This window comes from Pseudomonas sp. GD04015, from assembly GCF_029837675.1.
GTDB classification, from domain to species: Bacteria; Pseudomonadota; Gammaproteobacteria; order Pseudomonadales; family Pseudomonadaceae; genus Aquipseudomonas; species Aquipseudomonas paralcaligenes.
The window spans coordinates 40,425-55,117 of the sequence record NZ_JAOEEE010000019.1 but is presented as its reverse complement, the minus strand read 5'-3'; the positions used below and the strand labels follow the sequence as shown (position 1 = coordinate 55,117).

The window sequence follows — 14,693 nt, the reverse complement described above, 5'->3', positions numbered from 1 at the left end:
CTCAGGCCTCCGCCGCCAGCAGGCGCTCGACGTCCGCCAGGCGCTCGTGGGTGCCGACGTCGATCCAGCGCCCGGCGAAGCGCTCGCCGCTGACCTGCCCATCGGCCATGGCCGCGCGCAGCAGCGGCGCCAGCTTGAAAGCACCGGGTTGGCAGCCGGCGAACAGACGCGGATGCAGCACGGCCATGCCGCTGTAGGTGAGCGACGGCTCGCCAGCGACGGCATCCGTCACCCGGCCGTCGCGTAGCAGGAAGTCGCCGCTCTGATGGTGGGCCGGATTGTCGACCAGCACCAGATGGGCCAGGCCATCCAGCGGCCGGCGCAGAGTGGCGAAGTCGCAGTCGGTCCAGATGTCGCCGTTGACCACCAGGAAAGGTTCATCGCCCAGCAGCGGCAGCGCCTTGAAGATGCCACCCCCGGTCTCCAGCGGCTCACCCTCGGCGGAGTAGGCGATACGCAGGCCGAAGCGGCCGCCATCGCCCAGGTAGTCCTCGATCTGCTGGCCGAGCCAGGCGTGGTTGATCACCAGTTCGGTGAAACCGGCGGCGGCCAGGGCGCGGACGTGAAACTCGATCAGCGGCGTGCCGGCGGCACGCACCAGCGGCTTGGGGGTGTGCAGGGTCAGGGGGCGCAGGCGCTCGCCCTTGCCCGCCGCGAGAATCATCGCCTTCATGCGGGTTGCGGCTCCCCCTGCGGCAGACCGGCCAGCAACTCGCCAAGCACGGCCAGTTCCGGCCGCCGCGCCAGTACGGCGTCTATATAGGCGAAGAAGCGCGGCACGTCGGCCAGGTACTTGGGTTTGCCGTCGCGGTGGCAGATGCGGGCGAAGATGCCGATCACCTTCAGGTGGCGCTGCACGCCCATCAGGTCACTGGCGCGGTGGAACTCAGCGAAGTCGTCCGGCACCGGCAACCCCGCCTCGCGGGCCATCTGCCAGTAGCGCCGCAGCCAGCCGGCCACGCGCTCCTCCGGCCAGCTAAGGAAGGCGTCCTTGAACAGGCTGGTGACGTCGTAGCTGATCGGACCGTGCACCGCGTCCTGAAAGTCGAGGATGCCGGGGTTGGGCTCGCTCAGCATCAGGTTGCGCGGCATGTAGTCGCGATGCACGAACACCCGTGGCTGGGCCAGAGCGCTGTCCACCAGCAGGTCGCAGACCCGCCGCCAGCGGTCGAGCTGCTGCCCCTCCAGCTCCACGCCGAGATGACGCTGCAGGTACCAGTCGGGGAACAGCTGCAGCTCGCGGCGCAGCAGGGCGTCGTCATAGGCAGGCAGCGCACCTTCGGCCGACATTTGCTGGAAGCTCACCAGGGCCTGCAGGGCGGATTCGAACAGGCTGTCGGCATTGTCCGCCGTCAGCACCTCGAGCCAGGTCTGCCGGCCCAGGTCGTCCAGCACCAGGAAGCCCCGTTCCAGGTCCTGGGTCAGCACCCGTGGTACATGCACGCCGGCCTCGGCCAGCAGGGCGGCGATCCTGACGAAGGGCCAGCAATCCTCCTGGGGCGGCGGCGCATCCATCAGGATCAGGCTGCGGCCCTCGGCCTGCCAGCGGAAATAGCGGCGGAAGCTGGCGTCGCTGCTCGCCGGGATCAGCTCGCCAGCGGGAACAGCCCCCCAGCCCTGGCGTTGGAACAAGGCGGGCAGACAGCCGTCCAACCAGTCTTCGAGCAGTTGCAGACGTACATCATGGTCAGGCATTACAGGGTCTCCGACGGCGCTAGCCGTTGCGCGGGTCATGCTTTATTATCCAGCATCTTTTTCAGCCCATCGAGAGGCGTGCGGCCCCCGCGGGTCGAAGGCGCGCAGGAAGCCCGGACTAACAAGATGGCAGTAAACCTCCCCCTGTTCCGTAAAAAATTCCCGTTGCTGGTAACCGGTGGCCTGCTGGCCCTGCAACCCCTGGCTGCGCCCCTCGTCATCGCTGCCGAGCAGTATGACTGCTCCGCCTCCGCCACCGGCGGCTGGGCCTGCTCGCCGAAGAGCAACACCACCGCCCAGCTGCCACGCCCGCAGCACAGCGCCTCGTCCGTCAGCACACTGGCTGACGGCAGCGCCGCCCAGCCGGCCAAGGGCCAGGCCCAGGGCGAGCAGACCGTACTGGTCACCGAGAGCGGTGGCCGCGCCCTGACCAGCCGCAGCGCCGACTACAGCCACCTCGACTGGGTGCCGCGCGAGAAGCTGACCAGCGCCCAGCTGGCGGAAGTCGGCCCCTACTGCGCCGGCGCCTACGTCGAGCCGCTGCGCCCGGGCATGAGCGACGGCACGCCGCTGGACGAGTCGCCCATGTTCGTCTCCGCCAGGGCCTCGCGCTACGAGCAGGAGAAGCAGACCGCCACCCTCGCCGGCGACGTGGTCCTGCGCCAGTCGAGCATGCAGATCGAGGCCAACGAGGCCAGCCTGCACCAGGCCGAGAACCGCGGCGAGCTGAAGGGCGACGTGCGCATCCGCGACAACGGCATGCTGGTGGTCGGCGACCGCGCCGAAATCCAGCTGGACAACGGCGAAGCCAAGGTCGAGAACGCCGAGTACGTGATCCACAAGGCCCACGTGCGCGGCAGCGCGCTCTACGCCAAGCGCGAGGAAAGCGCCATCATCCGCCTCAAGGACGGCACCTACACCCGCTGCGAACCGGGCAGCAACGCCTGGCACCTGAAGGGCAACAACATCAAGCTGAACCCGGCCACCGGCTTCGGCACCGCGACCAACGTGACGCTGCGGGTGAAGGACATTCCGGTGTTCTACACCCCCTACATCTATTTCCCGATCGACGATCGCCGCCAGTCCGGCTTCCTCGCACCGGGTATCAGCACCTCCAGCGACACCGGCTTCTCGCTGTCCACGCCCTACTACTTCAACCTGGCGCCCAACTACGACGCCACCCTCTATCCGACCTACATGGCCAAACGCGGCCTGCTGATGGAGGGCGAGTTCCGCTATCTGACCCGCAACACCGAGGGCCAGGTCGGCGGCGCATGGCTGGACGACAAGGAAGACGAGCGCGAGCAGCAGTCCGACTACGAAGACCAGCGCTGGATGTACAACTGGCAGCACCGCGGCGGCCTGAACGATCGCCTGCTGGCCGAGGTGGACTACACCGCCATCAGCGACCCCTACTATTTCCAGGACCTCAGCAGCGACCTGGAAAACCTCAGCACGCCCGACTTCCTCAACCAGCGCGGCACCCTGACCTGGCGCGGCGACAGCTTCACCGCCCGCCTCAACGCCCACGCCTACGAGCCAACCAGCGTCATCGACGTCACGCCGTACGAGCGTCTGCCGCAGCTCACCCTGGACGGCCGCCTGCCGTTCAACCCGGCCGGACTGCGCCTGTCCTACAGCACCGAATACGTCCGCTTCGACCGCGACCTGCGCAGCGGCAACTTCGTCGACAAGGACGGCAACGTCGAGCCCTGGTACGACAACAACGTACGCGGCCTGGCCCGCGCCACAGGCGACCGCCTGCACCTGGAGCCGGCCATCAGCCTGCCCATGGAATGGACCTGGGGCTTCGTCAAGCCGACGCTCAAGTACGCCTACACCCAGTACGACCTGAAGCTGGACTCCACCGGCAAGGCCCAGGTCGGCGGCAGCTACGAGGACTCGCCCGATCGCAGCGTGCCGATCGCCAGCATCGACAGCGGCCTGTACTTCGACCGCGACACCCAGCTGTTCGGCACCGCCTTCCGCCAGACCCTGGAGCCCCGCGCCTACTACCTGTACGTGCCGAAGGAAGACCAGGAAGAAATTCCCGTGTTCGACACCGGCGAGAACACCTTCAACTACGCCTCGCTGTTCCGCGACAACCGCTTCTCGGGCCGGGACCGGATCGGCGACGAGAACAAGCTGTCGCTGGGCGTGACCAGCCGCTGGATCGAGAACAACGGCTTCGAGCGCCAGCGCTTCAGCATCGGCCAGGCCATCTACTTCGATGACCGCAAGGTGCAGATGCCGGGCATCGACTACCGCACCCGCGACGACGCCACGGCCGATCTGTCGCCCTACGCGCTGGAGTACATGTACCGCTTCAACCGCGACTGGCACCTGACCTCGGACTTCAACTGGGATGGTGAAACCCACACCACCCGCTCCGGCAGCCTGATGTTCCACTACCAGCCGGAAGACAACCCGAACAAGGTGATCAACGCCGGCTACCGCTACCGCAACGACACCATCCGCTACGACCAGGCCAGCGGTACCTGGACCTACGGCAGCGACTTCGGCAAGCCGGGCAGTCCGAACTACATCAAGGACTACTACAAGGTCCAGCAGCACGACTTCTCGGTCATCTGGCCGGTGGTGCCGCAGTGGAGCGTGATCGCCCGCTGGCAGCACGACTACGCCCGCAGCCGCACGCTGGAAGCCTTCGGTGGTTTCGAATACGACAGCTGCTGCTGGAAGCTGCGCCTGATCAACCGCTACTGGATCGACTACGACGAAACCAGTCTCAACCCGGACACCAACGAAGAGCCGGACCGCGGCATCTTCCTGCAGATCGTCCTCAAGGGCCTCGGCAACGTGCTGGGCGGCAAGACCGACAGTTTCCTCGAGCAAGGCATTCAAGGTTATCGTGAACGTGAAGATCAAGCTTTCTGATTGTCTGCGCCCGCTGCTGCTGGGCGCAGTGCTCCTCGCTTCCGGCGCCCAGGCGCAGTTCCAGTCCCTCGACCGCGTGGTCGCCATCGTCGACAACGACGTGATCATGTACAGCCAGCTGGACCAGCGCCTGCGCGAGGTCGAGCAGACCATCGGCAAGCGCGGCGGCCAGCTGCCGCCGCAGGACGTGCTGCAACAGCAGGTGCTGGAACGCCTGATCGTCGAGAACCTGCAACTGCAGATCGGCGACCGCTCCGGCATCCGCATCACGGACGAGGAACTGAACCAGGCGATGGCCAGCATCGCCGAGCGCAACAGCCTGACCCTCGACCAATTCCGCGCCGCCCTCGCCCGCGACGGCCTGTCCTTCGAGGACGCCCGTGAGCAGATCCGCCGCGAGATGGTCATCAGCCGGGTGCGCCAGCGCCGGGTGGCCGAACGCATCCAGGTCACCAACCAGGAGGTGCAGAACTTCCTCGCCTCCGACCTGGGGCAGATCCAGCTGTCCGAGGAGTTCCGCCTGGCCAATATCCTGATCCCGGTACCAGAAGCAGCCTCGCCGGACGAGATCCGTGCCGCAGCGCAGAAGACCGCCCAGGTCTACGACAGCCTGCGTGGCGGTGCCGACTTCGCTCAGACCGCGATGTCCAGCTCCGCCAGCGAGAACGCCCTGGAAGGCGGCGAGATCGGCTGGCGCAAGTCCGCCCAGCTGCCGCCGGCCTTCGCGGAGATGATCCGCGGCCTGTCGGTCGACGACATCACCGAGCCGGTCCGCACCCCTGGCGGCTTCATGATCGTCAAGCTGCTGGAGAAGCGCGGCGGCGACACCCTGGTGCGCGATGAAGTGCATGTGCGCCACATCCTGATCAAGCCCAACGAGGTGCGCAGCGAGGCGGAGACCCGCCGCCTGGTGGAGCGCCTGTACCAGCGCATCATCGCCGGCGAAGACTTCGCCACCCTGGCCAAGAACTTCTCCGAAGACCCGGGCTCGGCGCTCAACGGCGGCGACCTCAACTGGATCGACCCCAACAGCCTGGTGCCGGAATTCCGCGAAGTGATGGCGAAGACGCCGAGCGGCCAGCTGTCCGAGCCGTTCAAGAGCCCCTACGGCTGGCACGTGCTGGAGGTGCTCGGCCGCCGCGCCACCGACAGCAGCGAGCAGTACCGCGAGCAGCAGGCGATGAACGTCCTGCGCAACCGCAAGTACGACGAGGAACTGCAGGCCTGGCTGCGCCAGATCCGCGACGAGGCCTACGTCGAGATCAAGCTCTGACGGCCTGATCGATCCGAAGGAGCCCGGCACCGCCGGGCTTTTTCTTGGGCGTAAGATACGCCTGCCACCGCCAGCACTCCCAACGAGGCCGCCCATGACCGCATCCCGCCTGTTTGCCCTCACCCCCGGCGAGCCCGCCGGCATCGGCCCGGACCTGTGCCTACTACTGGCCCGCGAGGCCCAGCCCGAAGCACTGGTGGCCGTCGCCAGCCGCGCCCTGCTGGCCGAGCGCGCGGAACAGCTGGGCCTGCACATCGAACTGCGCGAGGTCGGTCCCGGAAGCTGGCCGGAGGCGCCCGCACCAGCCGGCAGCCTGTACGTCTGGGACACGCCGCTGGCAGCCCCCGTGGCCGCCGGCCAGCTGGACGAGGCCAACGCCGCCTATGTGCTGGAGACCCTGACCCGCGCCGGCAAAGGCTGCATCGACGGCACCTTCGCCGGGATGATCACCGCTCCGGTGCACAAGGGCGTGATCAACGAGGCCGGCATCCCCTTCTCCGGCCACACCGAATTCCTCGCCGAGCTGACCCACACCGAGCAGGTGGTGATGATGCTGGCCACCCGTGGCCTGCGCGTGGCCCTGGTGACCACCCACCTGCCGCTCAAGGACGTGGCCGCCGCCATCACCGCCGAGCGCCTGGCGCGGGTCGCACGCATCCTTCACACCGATCTGGTGGAGAAGCTCGGCATCGCCCGCCCGCGCATCCTGGTCTGCGGCCTCAACCCCCATGCGGGCGAAGGCGGCCACCTGGGGCGCGAGGAAATCGAGGTGATCGAGCCGACCCTGGAGCGCCTGCGCGGCGAGGGCCTCGACCTGATCGGCCCGCTGCCGGCCGACACCCTGTTCACCCCCAAGCATCTCGAACACTGCGACGCGGTGCTGGCCATGTACCACGACCAGGGCCTGCCGGTGCTCAAGTACAAGGGCTTCGGCGCGGCGGTCAACGTCACTTTGGGCCTGCCGATCATCCGCACTTCGGTCGATCACGGCACCGCCCTGGACCTGGCCGGCAGCGGTAAGGTCGATACCGGCAGCCTGCGGGTGGCCCTTGAAACCGCCTACCAGATGGCCGCCAGCCGGCGCCAGGCATAGAAACATCGCCCGGATGCACGGCCGCCCGGATTGCACCCGGCTACCGGCCGGGGCTTGCCCGTGCTTTCCCTGTTAAACTGCGCCCCTTTCGCCTTGTCCGCCGCGGGCGCCAGCCCAAGGCCTGGAGCCGTACCGATGTCCGAATACCAACACCGCGCGCGCAAGCGCTTCGGCCAGAACTTCCTGCACGATGCCGGGGTGATCCACCGCATCCTGCGCGCCATCCACGCGAAGGAAGGCGAGCGCCTGCTGGAGATCGGCCCGGGCCAGGGCGCGCTGACCGAGGGGCTGCTAGGCAGCGGCGCGCAGCTCGATGTGATCGAACTGGACCTCGACCTGATCCCCATCCTGCAGGCCAGGTTCGGTAGCAACCCCAACTTCCGCCTCAACCAGGGCGACGCGCTGAAGTTCGACTTCACCCGCCTGGACGCCACGCCCCACAGCCTGCGGGTGGTCGGCAACCTGCCCTACAACATCTCCACCCCGCTGATCTTCCACCTGCTGGACAACGCGCCGCTGATCCGCGACATGCACTTCATGCTGCAGAAGGAAGTGGTCGAGCGCCTGGCCGCCGAGCCGGGTGGCGGTGACTGGGGCCGGCTGTCGATCATGGTCCAGTACCATTGCCGGGTGGAACACCTGTTCAACGTCGGCCCCGGCGCCTTCAACCCGCCGCCCAAGGTCGATTCGGCCATCGTCCGCCTGGTCCCGCACGAGACCCTGCCGCACCCGGCCAGGGACCATCGTCTGCTGGAACGAGTCGTGCGCGAGGCCTTCAACATGCGCCGCAAGACCCTGCGCAACACCCTCAAGCAACTGCTGCCGAACGAGGCCATCGAAGCCGCCGGCGTGGATGGCGGGTTGCGCCCCGAGCAGCTGGACCTGGCGGCCTTCGTCCGCCTGGCCGACCAGTTGGCCGAACGACAGGCCTCTGGCCAAACGGACTAAACTGCCTTTCCAGCCCGCCGAGTTCATCCCGATGGCCGATTCGCGTTACCAGATCGACGTCAGCGTCGAAACCCGCTACCTGCCGGAGCAGTCGACGCCGGAGCAGAACCGCTACGCCTTCTCCTACAAGGTCACCCTCCTCAACAGCGGCAGCCAGGCGGCCAAGCTGCTCAGCCGCCACTGGATCATCACCGACGGCGATGGCCGCGTGCAGGAAGTGCGCGGCGCCGGCGTGATCGGCCAGCAGCCGCACCTGGAGCCGGGGCAGAGCCATACCTACAGCAGCGGCACGGTGATGGCGACCAAGGTCGGCAACATGCACGGCAGCTATCAGATGCTGGCCGACGACGGCAAACGCTTCGACGCGCCGATCGCGCCCTTCCGCCTGGCCGTACCGGGGGTGCTGCACTGATGGCGACCTATGCGGTGGGTGACCTGCAGGGCTGCCTGCAGCCCCTGAAATGCCTGCTGGAACGGGTCGCCTTCGATCCGGCCAGGGATCGACTGTGGCTGGTCGGCGACCTGGTCAACCGCGGCCCGCAGTCGCTGGAGACCCTGCGCTTCCTCTACGCCATGCGCGACTCGCTGGTCTGCGTGCTGGGCAACCACGACCTGCACCTGCTGGCCGCCGCCCACAACATCGAGCGGCTGAAGAAGAGCGATACCCTGCGGGAAATCCTCGAAGCGCCGGACCGCGGCGACCTGATCGAGTGGCTGCGCCTGCAGAAGCTGCTGCACCACGACGAGCAGCGCGACATCGCCCTGGTGCATGCCGGCATCCCACCGCAGTGGACGCTGAAGAAGGCGCTCAAGCGCGCTGCCGAGGTCGAGGAAGCGCTGCGTGACGACGCCCGCCTGCCGCTGTTCCTCGACGGCATGTACGGCAACGAACCCACCCGCTGGGACAGCGACCTGCAGGGCGCGGCCCGCCTGCGGGTGATCACCAACTACTTCACCCGCATGCGCTTCTGCACGGAAGACGGCGCCCTCGACCTGAAGAGCAAAGAAGGCCTGGACAGCGCCCCGCCCGGCTACGCGCCCTGGTTCAGCTGGCCCCAGCGCAAGACCCGCGGCCAGAAGATCATCTTCGGCCACTGGGCGGCGCTGGAAGGCAAGTGCAACGAACCCGGCCTGTCCGCCCTGGACAGCGGCTGCGTGTGGGGCGGCAGCATGACCCTGATGAACGTCGACAGCGGCGAGCGCCACCTGTGCAGCTGCGAGGAGCAGAAATGAGCGAATTCAAACGCATTCCCCCGGAACAGGCCCAAGCCCTGCGCGAACAGGGTGCCGTGGTCGTGGACATCCGCGACCCGCAGAGCTTCGCCAACGGCCACATCAGCGGTTCCCGGCACCTGGACAACCACAGCCTGGCGGCCTTCATCGCCGCAGCCGACTTCGACCAGCCGCTGATCGTCACCTGCTACCACGGCAATTCCAGCCAGAGCGCCGCCGCCTATTTGGCACATCAGGGCTTTTCCGAGGTCTACAGCCTCGACGGTGGTTTCGAGCTGTGGCACGGCCAGTACCCCGATCAGGTATCCCGAGGCGAGGCCGAGTAAAAAAATTCGCGTGGCGCAAGCCGCGCCACACCCGGCCTGCAGGGTGCCTGTCGACGAATGGCAACCCTTTGTCACCCTTTCGCCACGCTTGACCCCACCGAAACCGAACTACTCTTAAGCCAAGGCCATCCAGAAGGGAGAGCCGGCACACCGGTTCCGGGCCATCGGTAGCGTCTTTGCGGTGTCTGGGGGATTTCCAAAGGCTGTACGGCCCCCTTGCGCGCACCCGCCCGAATGCCCCGCGCCGGCTCATTGCAAGCGAGCGAGGTGCAGTCATGAGTATATTCAGCCACTTCCAGCAACGATTCGAGGCGACTCGGCAGGAAGAATATTCCCTGCAGGAATACCTTGAGTTGTGCAAAGCGGATCGTAGCGCCTATGCCACGGCGGCCGAACGCATGCTGATGGCCATCGGCTCGCCCGAGCTGCTGGACACCTCAGCCGATCCGCGGTTGTCACGGATCTTCTCCAACAAGGTGATCCGCCGCTATCCGGCCTTCGCCGACTTCCACGGCATGGAAGAGTGCATCGACCAGATCGTGTCCTACTTCCGCCATGCCGCCCAGGGCCTGGAAGAGAAGAAGCAGATTCTCTACCTGCTGGGCCCGGTGGGCGGCGGCAAGTCTTCCCTGGCCGAGAAGCTCAAGCAGCTGATGGAGCATATTCCCTTCTATGCCATCAAGGGCTCGCCGGTGTTCGAGTCGCCCCTCGGCCTGTTCAACGCCGACGAGGATGGCCGGATCCTCGAAGAGGAATACGGCATCCCGCAGCGCTACCTGAGTTCGATCATGTCGCCCTGGGCCACCAAGCGCCTCAACGAATTCGGCGGCGACATCAGCAAGTTCCGCGTGGTCAAGCTGCACCCCTCGATCCTCAACCAGATCGCCATCGCCAAGACCGAACCGGGCGACGAGAACAACCAGGACATCTCCGCGCTGGTCGGCAAGGTCGATATCCGCAAGCTGGAGGAGTTCCCGCAGAACGACGCCGACGCCTACAGCTACTCGGGCGCGCTGTGCCGGGCCAACCAGGGCCTGATGGAATTCGTCGAGATGTTCAAGGCGCCGATCAAGGTGTTGCACCCGCTGCTGACCGCCACCCAGGAAGGCAACTACAACAGCACCGAGGGCCTCGGCGGCCTGCCCTACAGCGGCATCATCCTGGCCCACTCCAACGAATCCGAGTGGCACAGCTTCCGCAACAACAAGAACAACGAGGCGTTCATCGACCGCATCTACATCGTCAAGGTGCCCTACTGCCTGCGCGTCACCGACGAGATCAAGATCTACGACAAGCTGCTCACCCACAGCTCACTGGCCAACGCCCACTGCGCGCCGGACACCCTGAAGATGCTCGCCCAGTTCTCCACCCTGTCGCGCCTGAAGGAGCCGGAGAACTCCAACATCTACTCGAAGATGCGCGTCTACGACGGCGAGAACCTCAAGGACACAGATCCCAAGGCCAAGTCGATCCAGGAATACCGCGACAGCGCCGGCGTCGACGAGGGCATGAACGGCCTGTCGACCCGCTTCGCCTTCAAGATCCTGTCCAAGGTGTTCAACTTCGACCCGCACGAGATCGCCGCCAACCCGGTGCACCTGCTCTACGTGCTGGAGCAGCAGATCGAGCAGGAACAGTTCCCCGCCGAGGTGCGCGAGCGCTACCTGCGCTACATCAAGGAATACCTGGCACCGCGCTACATCGAGTTCATCGGCAAGGAAATCCAGACCGCCTACCTGGAGTCCTACAGCGAGTACGGGCAGAACATCTTCGACCGCTACGTGCTGTACGCCGACTTCTGGATCCAGGACCAGGAATACCGCGACCCGGAGACCGGCGAGATCCTCAACCGCGTGGCCCTCAACGAGGAACTGGAGAAGATCGAGAAACCGGCCGGCATCAGCAACCCGAAGGATTTCCGCAACGAGATCGTCAACTTCGTGCTGCGCGCCCGGGCCAACAACAACGGCAAGAACCCCACCTGGCTCAGCTACGAGAAGCTGCGCGTGGTGATCGAGAAGAAGATGTTCTCCAACACCGAGGACCTGCTGCCGGTCATCAGCTTCAACGCCAAGGCCAGCAAGGAGGATCAGCAGAAGCACAACGACTTCGTCAAACGCATGGTCGAGCGCGGCTATACCGAGAAGCAGGTACGCCTGCTGTCCGAATGGTATCTGCGGGTTCGCAAGTCGCAGTAAGAGCAGCCGCAAGCTGCAAGCCTCAAGCGGCAAGAAAGAGCAACGGTACACGCCGCTCCGCCCTAACTTGTAGCTTGAAGCTTGTCGCTTGAAGCTGCCCCGAAGGGGACTCCTATGAGCTACGTCATCGACCGGCGTCTGAACGGCAAGAACAAGAGCACGGTGAACCGCCAGCGCTTCCTGCGGCGTTACCGCGAACACATCAAGAAGGCCGTCGAGGAGGCGGTCAGCCGGCGCTCCATCACCGACATGGAGCACGGCGAACAGATCAGCATCCCCGGCCGCGACATCGACGAGCCGGTGCTGCATCACGGCCGCGGCGGGCGGCAGACCATCGTTCACCCAGGCAACAAGGAATTCAACGCCGGCGACCGGGTGCAGCGCCCCCAGGGCGGTGGCGGCGGGCGCGGCTCCGGGCGGGCGAGCAACTCCGGCGAGGGGATGGACGAGTTCGTCTTCCAGATCACCCAGGAGGAGTTCCTCGACTTCATGTTCGAGGACTTGGAGCTGCCCAACCTGATCAAGCGCCACCTGACCGGCGCCGACACCTTCAAGACGGTGCGCGCTGGCATCAGCAGCGAGGGCAACCCTTCGCGCATCAACATCGTCCGCACCCTGAGATCGGCCCATGCCCGGCGCATCGCCCTGTCCGGCTCCAGCCGCGGCAAGCTGCGCGAGGCCAAGGCCGAACTGGAGCGCCTCAAGCGCGAGGAACCGGACAACTTCGGCGATATCCAGGAAATCGAGGCGGAAATCGAGCGCCTCAGCGCGCGCATCCACCGCGTTCCGTTTCTCGACACCTTCGACCTCAAGTACAACCTGCTGGTGAAGCAGCCGAACCCCAGCTCCAAGGCGGTGATGTTCTGCCTGATGGACGTCTCCGGCTCCATGACCCAGGCCACCAAGGACATCGCCAAGCGCTTCTTCATCCTCCTGTACCTGTTCCTCAAGCGGAACTACGAGCGCATCGAGGTGGTGTTCATCCGCCACCACACCAGCGCCAAGGAAGTGGACGAGGAAGAGTTCTTCTACTCCCGCGAGACCGGCGGCACCATCGTCTCCAGCGCGCTCAAGCTGATGCAGGAGATCATGGCCGAGCGCTACCCGGTCAACGAGTGGAACATCTACGGCGCCCAGGCCTCGGACGGCGACAACTGGAACGACGACTCGCCGGTGTGCCGGGACATCCTGATCAACCAGATCATGCCGTTCATGCAGTACTTCACCTACGTCGAGATCACCCCGCGCGAACACCAGGCGCTGTGGTACGAGTACGAGCAGGTCGGCGAATCCTTCGCCAAATCCTTCGCCCAGCAGCAGCTGGTCTCCGCCGCGGACATCTACCCGGTGTTCCGCGAGCTGTTCCAGCGCCGCCTGGTCACCTGAGGGCAGCACCATGAGCGCAGCCGAGAAAAGACGCCAACCGATCTCCACCGGTTCGGAATGGACCTTCGACCTGATCCGCACCTACGACCGCGAGATCGCCCGCATCGCCGAGCGCTACGCGCTGGACACCTACCCCAACCAGATCGAAGTGATCACCGCCGAGCAGATGATGGACGCCTACGCCTCGGTGGGCATGCCGCTGGGCTACCACCACTGGTCCTACGGCAAGCACTTCCTGGCCACCGAGAAGGGCTACTCGCGCGGGCAGATGGGCCTGGCCTACGAGATCGTGATCAACTCCGATCCCTGCATCGCCTACCTGATGGAAGAGAACACCATGTGCATGCAGGCGCTGGTGATCGCCCACGCCAGCTACGGCCACAACAGCTTCTTCAAGGGCAACTACCTGTTCCGCACCTGGACCGACGCCAGCTCGATCATCGACTACCTGGTGTTCGCCAAGCAGTACATCATGCAGTGCGAGGAACGCCACGGCATCGACGCGGTGGAGGAACTGCTGGACTCCTGCCACACCCTGATGAACTACGGGGTGGACCGCTACAAACGCCCCTACCCCATCTCCGCCGAGGAGGAACGGCGCCGGCAGAAGGACCGCGAGGAACACCTGCAGAAACAGATCAACGACCTCTGGCGGACCATCCCGAAGAGCGCCAGCAAGGGCCACGAGCAGGACAACAAGCGCTGGCCCGCCGAGCCGCAGGAGAACATCCTCTACTTCCTGGAGAAGCACGCGCCGCTGCTGGAACCCTGGCAGCGCGAGGTGGTGCGCATCGTGCGCAAGATCGCCCAGTACTTCTACCCGCAGCGCCAGACCCAGGTGATGAACGAGGGCTGGGCCACCTTCTGGCACTACACCCTGATGAACGACCTGTACGACGAGGGCCTGGTCACCGAGGGCTTCATGATGGAGTTCCTCCAGTCGCACACCGGGGTGATCTACCAGCCCGGCTTCGACAGCCCCTACTACAGCGGCATCAACCCCTACACCCTGGGCTTCGCCATCTACAGCGACATCCGCCGCATCTGCGAGCACCCCACCGAGGAGGACAAGCGCTGGTTCCCGGACATCGCCGGCAGCGACTGGCTCTCCACCCTCAAGTTCGCCATGCAGAACTTCAAGGACGAGAGCTTCATCCTGCAGTTCCTCTCGCCCAAGGTGATCCGCGACCTCAAGCTGTTCAGCGTGCTCGACGACGACCAGCAGGACGAGCTGTTGATCCCCGCCATCCACGACGAGCCGGGCTACCGGCAGATCCGCGAGACCCTGGCGGCGCAGTACAACCTGGGCAACCGCGAACCCAACGTGCAGATCTGGAGCGTAGACCGCCGCGGCGATAGGTCACTGACCCTGCGCCACCAGCAGCACGACCGCAAGCCGCTGGGTGACTCCACCCAGGAAGTGCTCAAGCACCTGCACCGCCTGTGGGGCTTCGACATCCACCTGGAGAGCATGCGCGGCGAACAGATCATCGGCGTGCAGCACGTGCCACCCCGCACCGAGCAGGACAGCGACAACGAATACCCGCGCCTGGACCTGGCGATACCGCCGATCTAGCGGAGGCGGGTCCTGCTCGCTCAGAGCAGAGCCCGCTGTGGCGTTTTCGCTTATCCTCCGCCGCAACGGA

At 65.8% G+C, this 14,693-nt stretch carries 12 protein-coding genes; 10 read left to right on the top strand and 2 right to left on the bottom strand.

Annotation, left to right across the window (positions count from 1 at the left end; genetic code table 11):
• Position 1: 1 nt before the first annotated feature.
• Positions 2–673, bottom strand: coding sequence for an N-acetylmuramate alpha-1-phosphate uridylyltransferase MurU (murU, locus tag N7640_RS16425; protein WP_279904555.1), 672 nt, complete (start codon positions 671–673; stop codon positions 2–4).
• Positions 670–1,695 carry a phosphotransferase gene (locus N7640_RS16420; protein WP_279904556.1) on the bottom strand — a complete coding sequence of 342 codons (1,026 nt, stop codon included), beginning with the start codon at positions 1,693–1,695 and terminating at the stop codon, positions 670–672. The genes murU and N7640_RS16420 overlap by 4 nt, the downstream gene beginning before the upstream one ends.
• Positions 1,696–1,821: 126 nt before the next feature.
• Here N7640_RS16420 and N7640_RS16415 point away from each other — a divergent pair, with 126 nt between their 5' ends.
• The 10 genes from N7640_RS16415 (at position 1,822) to N7640_RS16370 (ending at position 14,623) form a co-directional block, all read left to right on the top strand.
• Positions 1,822–4,590, top strand: a complete 2,769-nt coding sequence (locus N7640_RS16415; protein WP_279904557.1) for an LPS-assembly protein LptD — start codon at positions 1,822–1,824, stop codon at positions 4,588–4,590.
• On the top strand, positions 4,571–5,863 hold the full coding sequence (locus N7640_RS16410; RefSeq protein ID WP_279904559.1) for a peptidylprolyl isomerase: 1,293 nt from the start codon (positions 4,571–4,573) through the stop codon (positions 5,861–5,863). The genes N7640_RS16415 and N7640_RS16410 overlap by 20 nt, the downstream gene beginning before the upstream one ends.
• A 94-nt stretch (positions 5,864–5,957) precedes the next feature.
• Entirely contained in the window at positions 5,958–6,956 is a 999-nt protein-coding gene (gene pdxA, locus N7640_RS16405; protein WP_279904560.1) for a 4-hydroxythreonine-4-phosphate dehydrogenase PdxA, read from the top strand.
• 135 nt (positions 6,957–7,091) lie between these two features.
• The gene (gene rsmA, locus N7640_RS16400; RefSeq protein WP_220813807.1) at positions 7,092–7,904 is read left to right on the top strand and encodes a 16S rRNA (adenine(1518)-N(6)/adenine(1519)-N(6))-dimethyltransferase RsmA; all 813 of its coding nucleotides are present in this window, start codon (positions 7,092–7,094) and stop codon (positions 7,902–7,904) included.
• A gap of 31 nt (positions 7,905–7,935) precedes the next feature.
• Positions 7,936–8,316, top strand: coding sequence for a Co2+/Mg2+ efflux protein ApaG (gene apaG, locus N7640_RS16395; protein WP_279904562.1), 381 nt, complete (start codon positions 7,936–7,938; stop codon positions 8,314–8,316).
• Positions 8,316–9,137: a symmetrical bis(5'-nucleosyl)-tetraphosphatase gene (locus N7640_RS16390; RefSeq protein ID WP_279904563.1), complete on the top strand. Its 822-nt coding sequence runs from the start codon at positions 8,316–8,318 to the stop codon at positions 9,135–9,137. Before apaG ends, N7640_RS16390 begins: the two co-directional genes overlap by 1 nt.
• The gene (gene glpE / locus N7640_RS16385) at positions 9,134–9,463 is read left to right on the top strand and encodes a thiosulfate sulfurtransferase GlpE (protein ID WP_279904564.1); all 330 of its coding nucleotides are present in this window, start codon (positions 9,134–9,136) and stop codon (positions 9,461–9,463) included. The genes N7640_RS16390 and glpE overlap by 4 nt, the downstream gene beginning before the upstream one ends.
• A 275-nt stretch (positions 9,464–9,738) precedes the next feature.
• Positions 9,739–11,661 (top strand): PrkA family serine protein kinase, encoded by a 1,923-nt coding sequence (locus N7640_RS16380; protein WP_220813803.1) that lies wholly within the window; start codon positions 9,739–9,741, stop codon positions 11,659–11,661.
• A gap of 114 nt (positions 11,662–11,775) precedes the next feature.
• Positions 11,776–13,047, top strand: a complete 1,272-nt coding sequence (locus tag N7640_RS16375) for a YeaH/YhbH family protein (protein ID WP_220813802.1) — start codon at positions 11,776–11,778, stop codon at positions 13,045–13,047.
• A gap of 10 nt (positions 13,048–13,057) precedes the next feature.
• Positions 13,058–14,623 (top strand): SpoVR family protein, encoded by a 1,566-nt coding sequence (locus tag N7640_RS16370; RefSeq protein ID WP_279904565.1) that lies wholly within the window; start codon positions 13,058–13,060, stop codon positions 14,621–14,623.
• Positions 14,624–14,693: the final 70 nt, after the last annotated feature.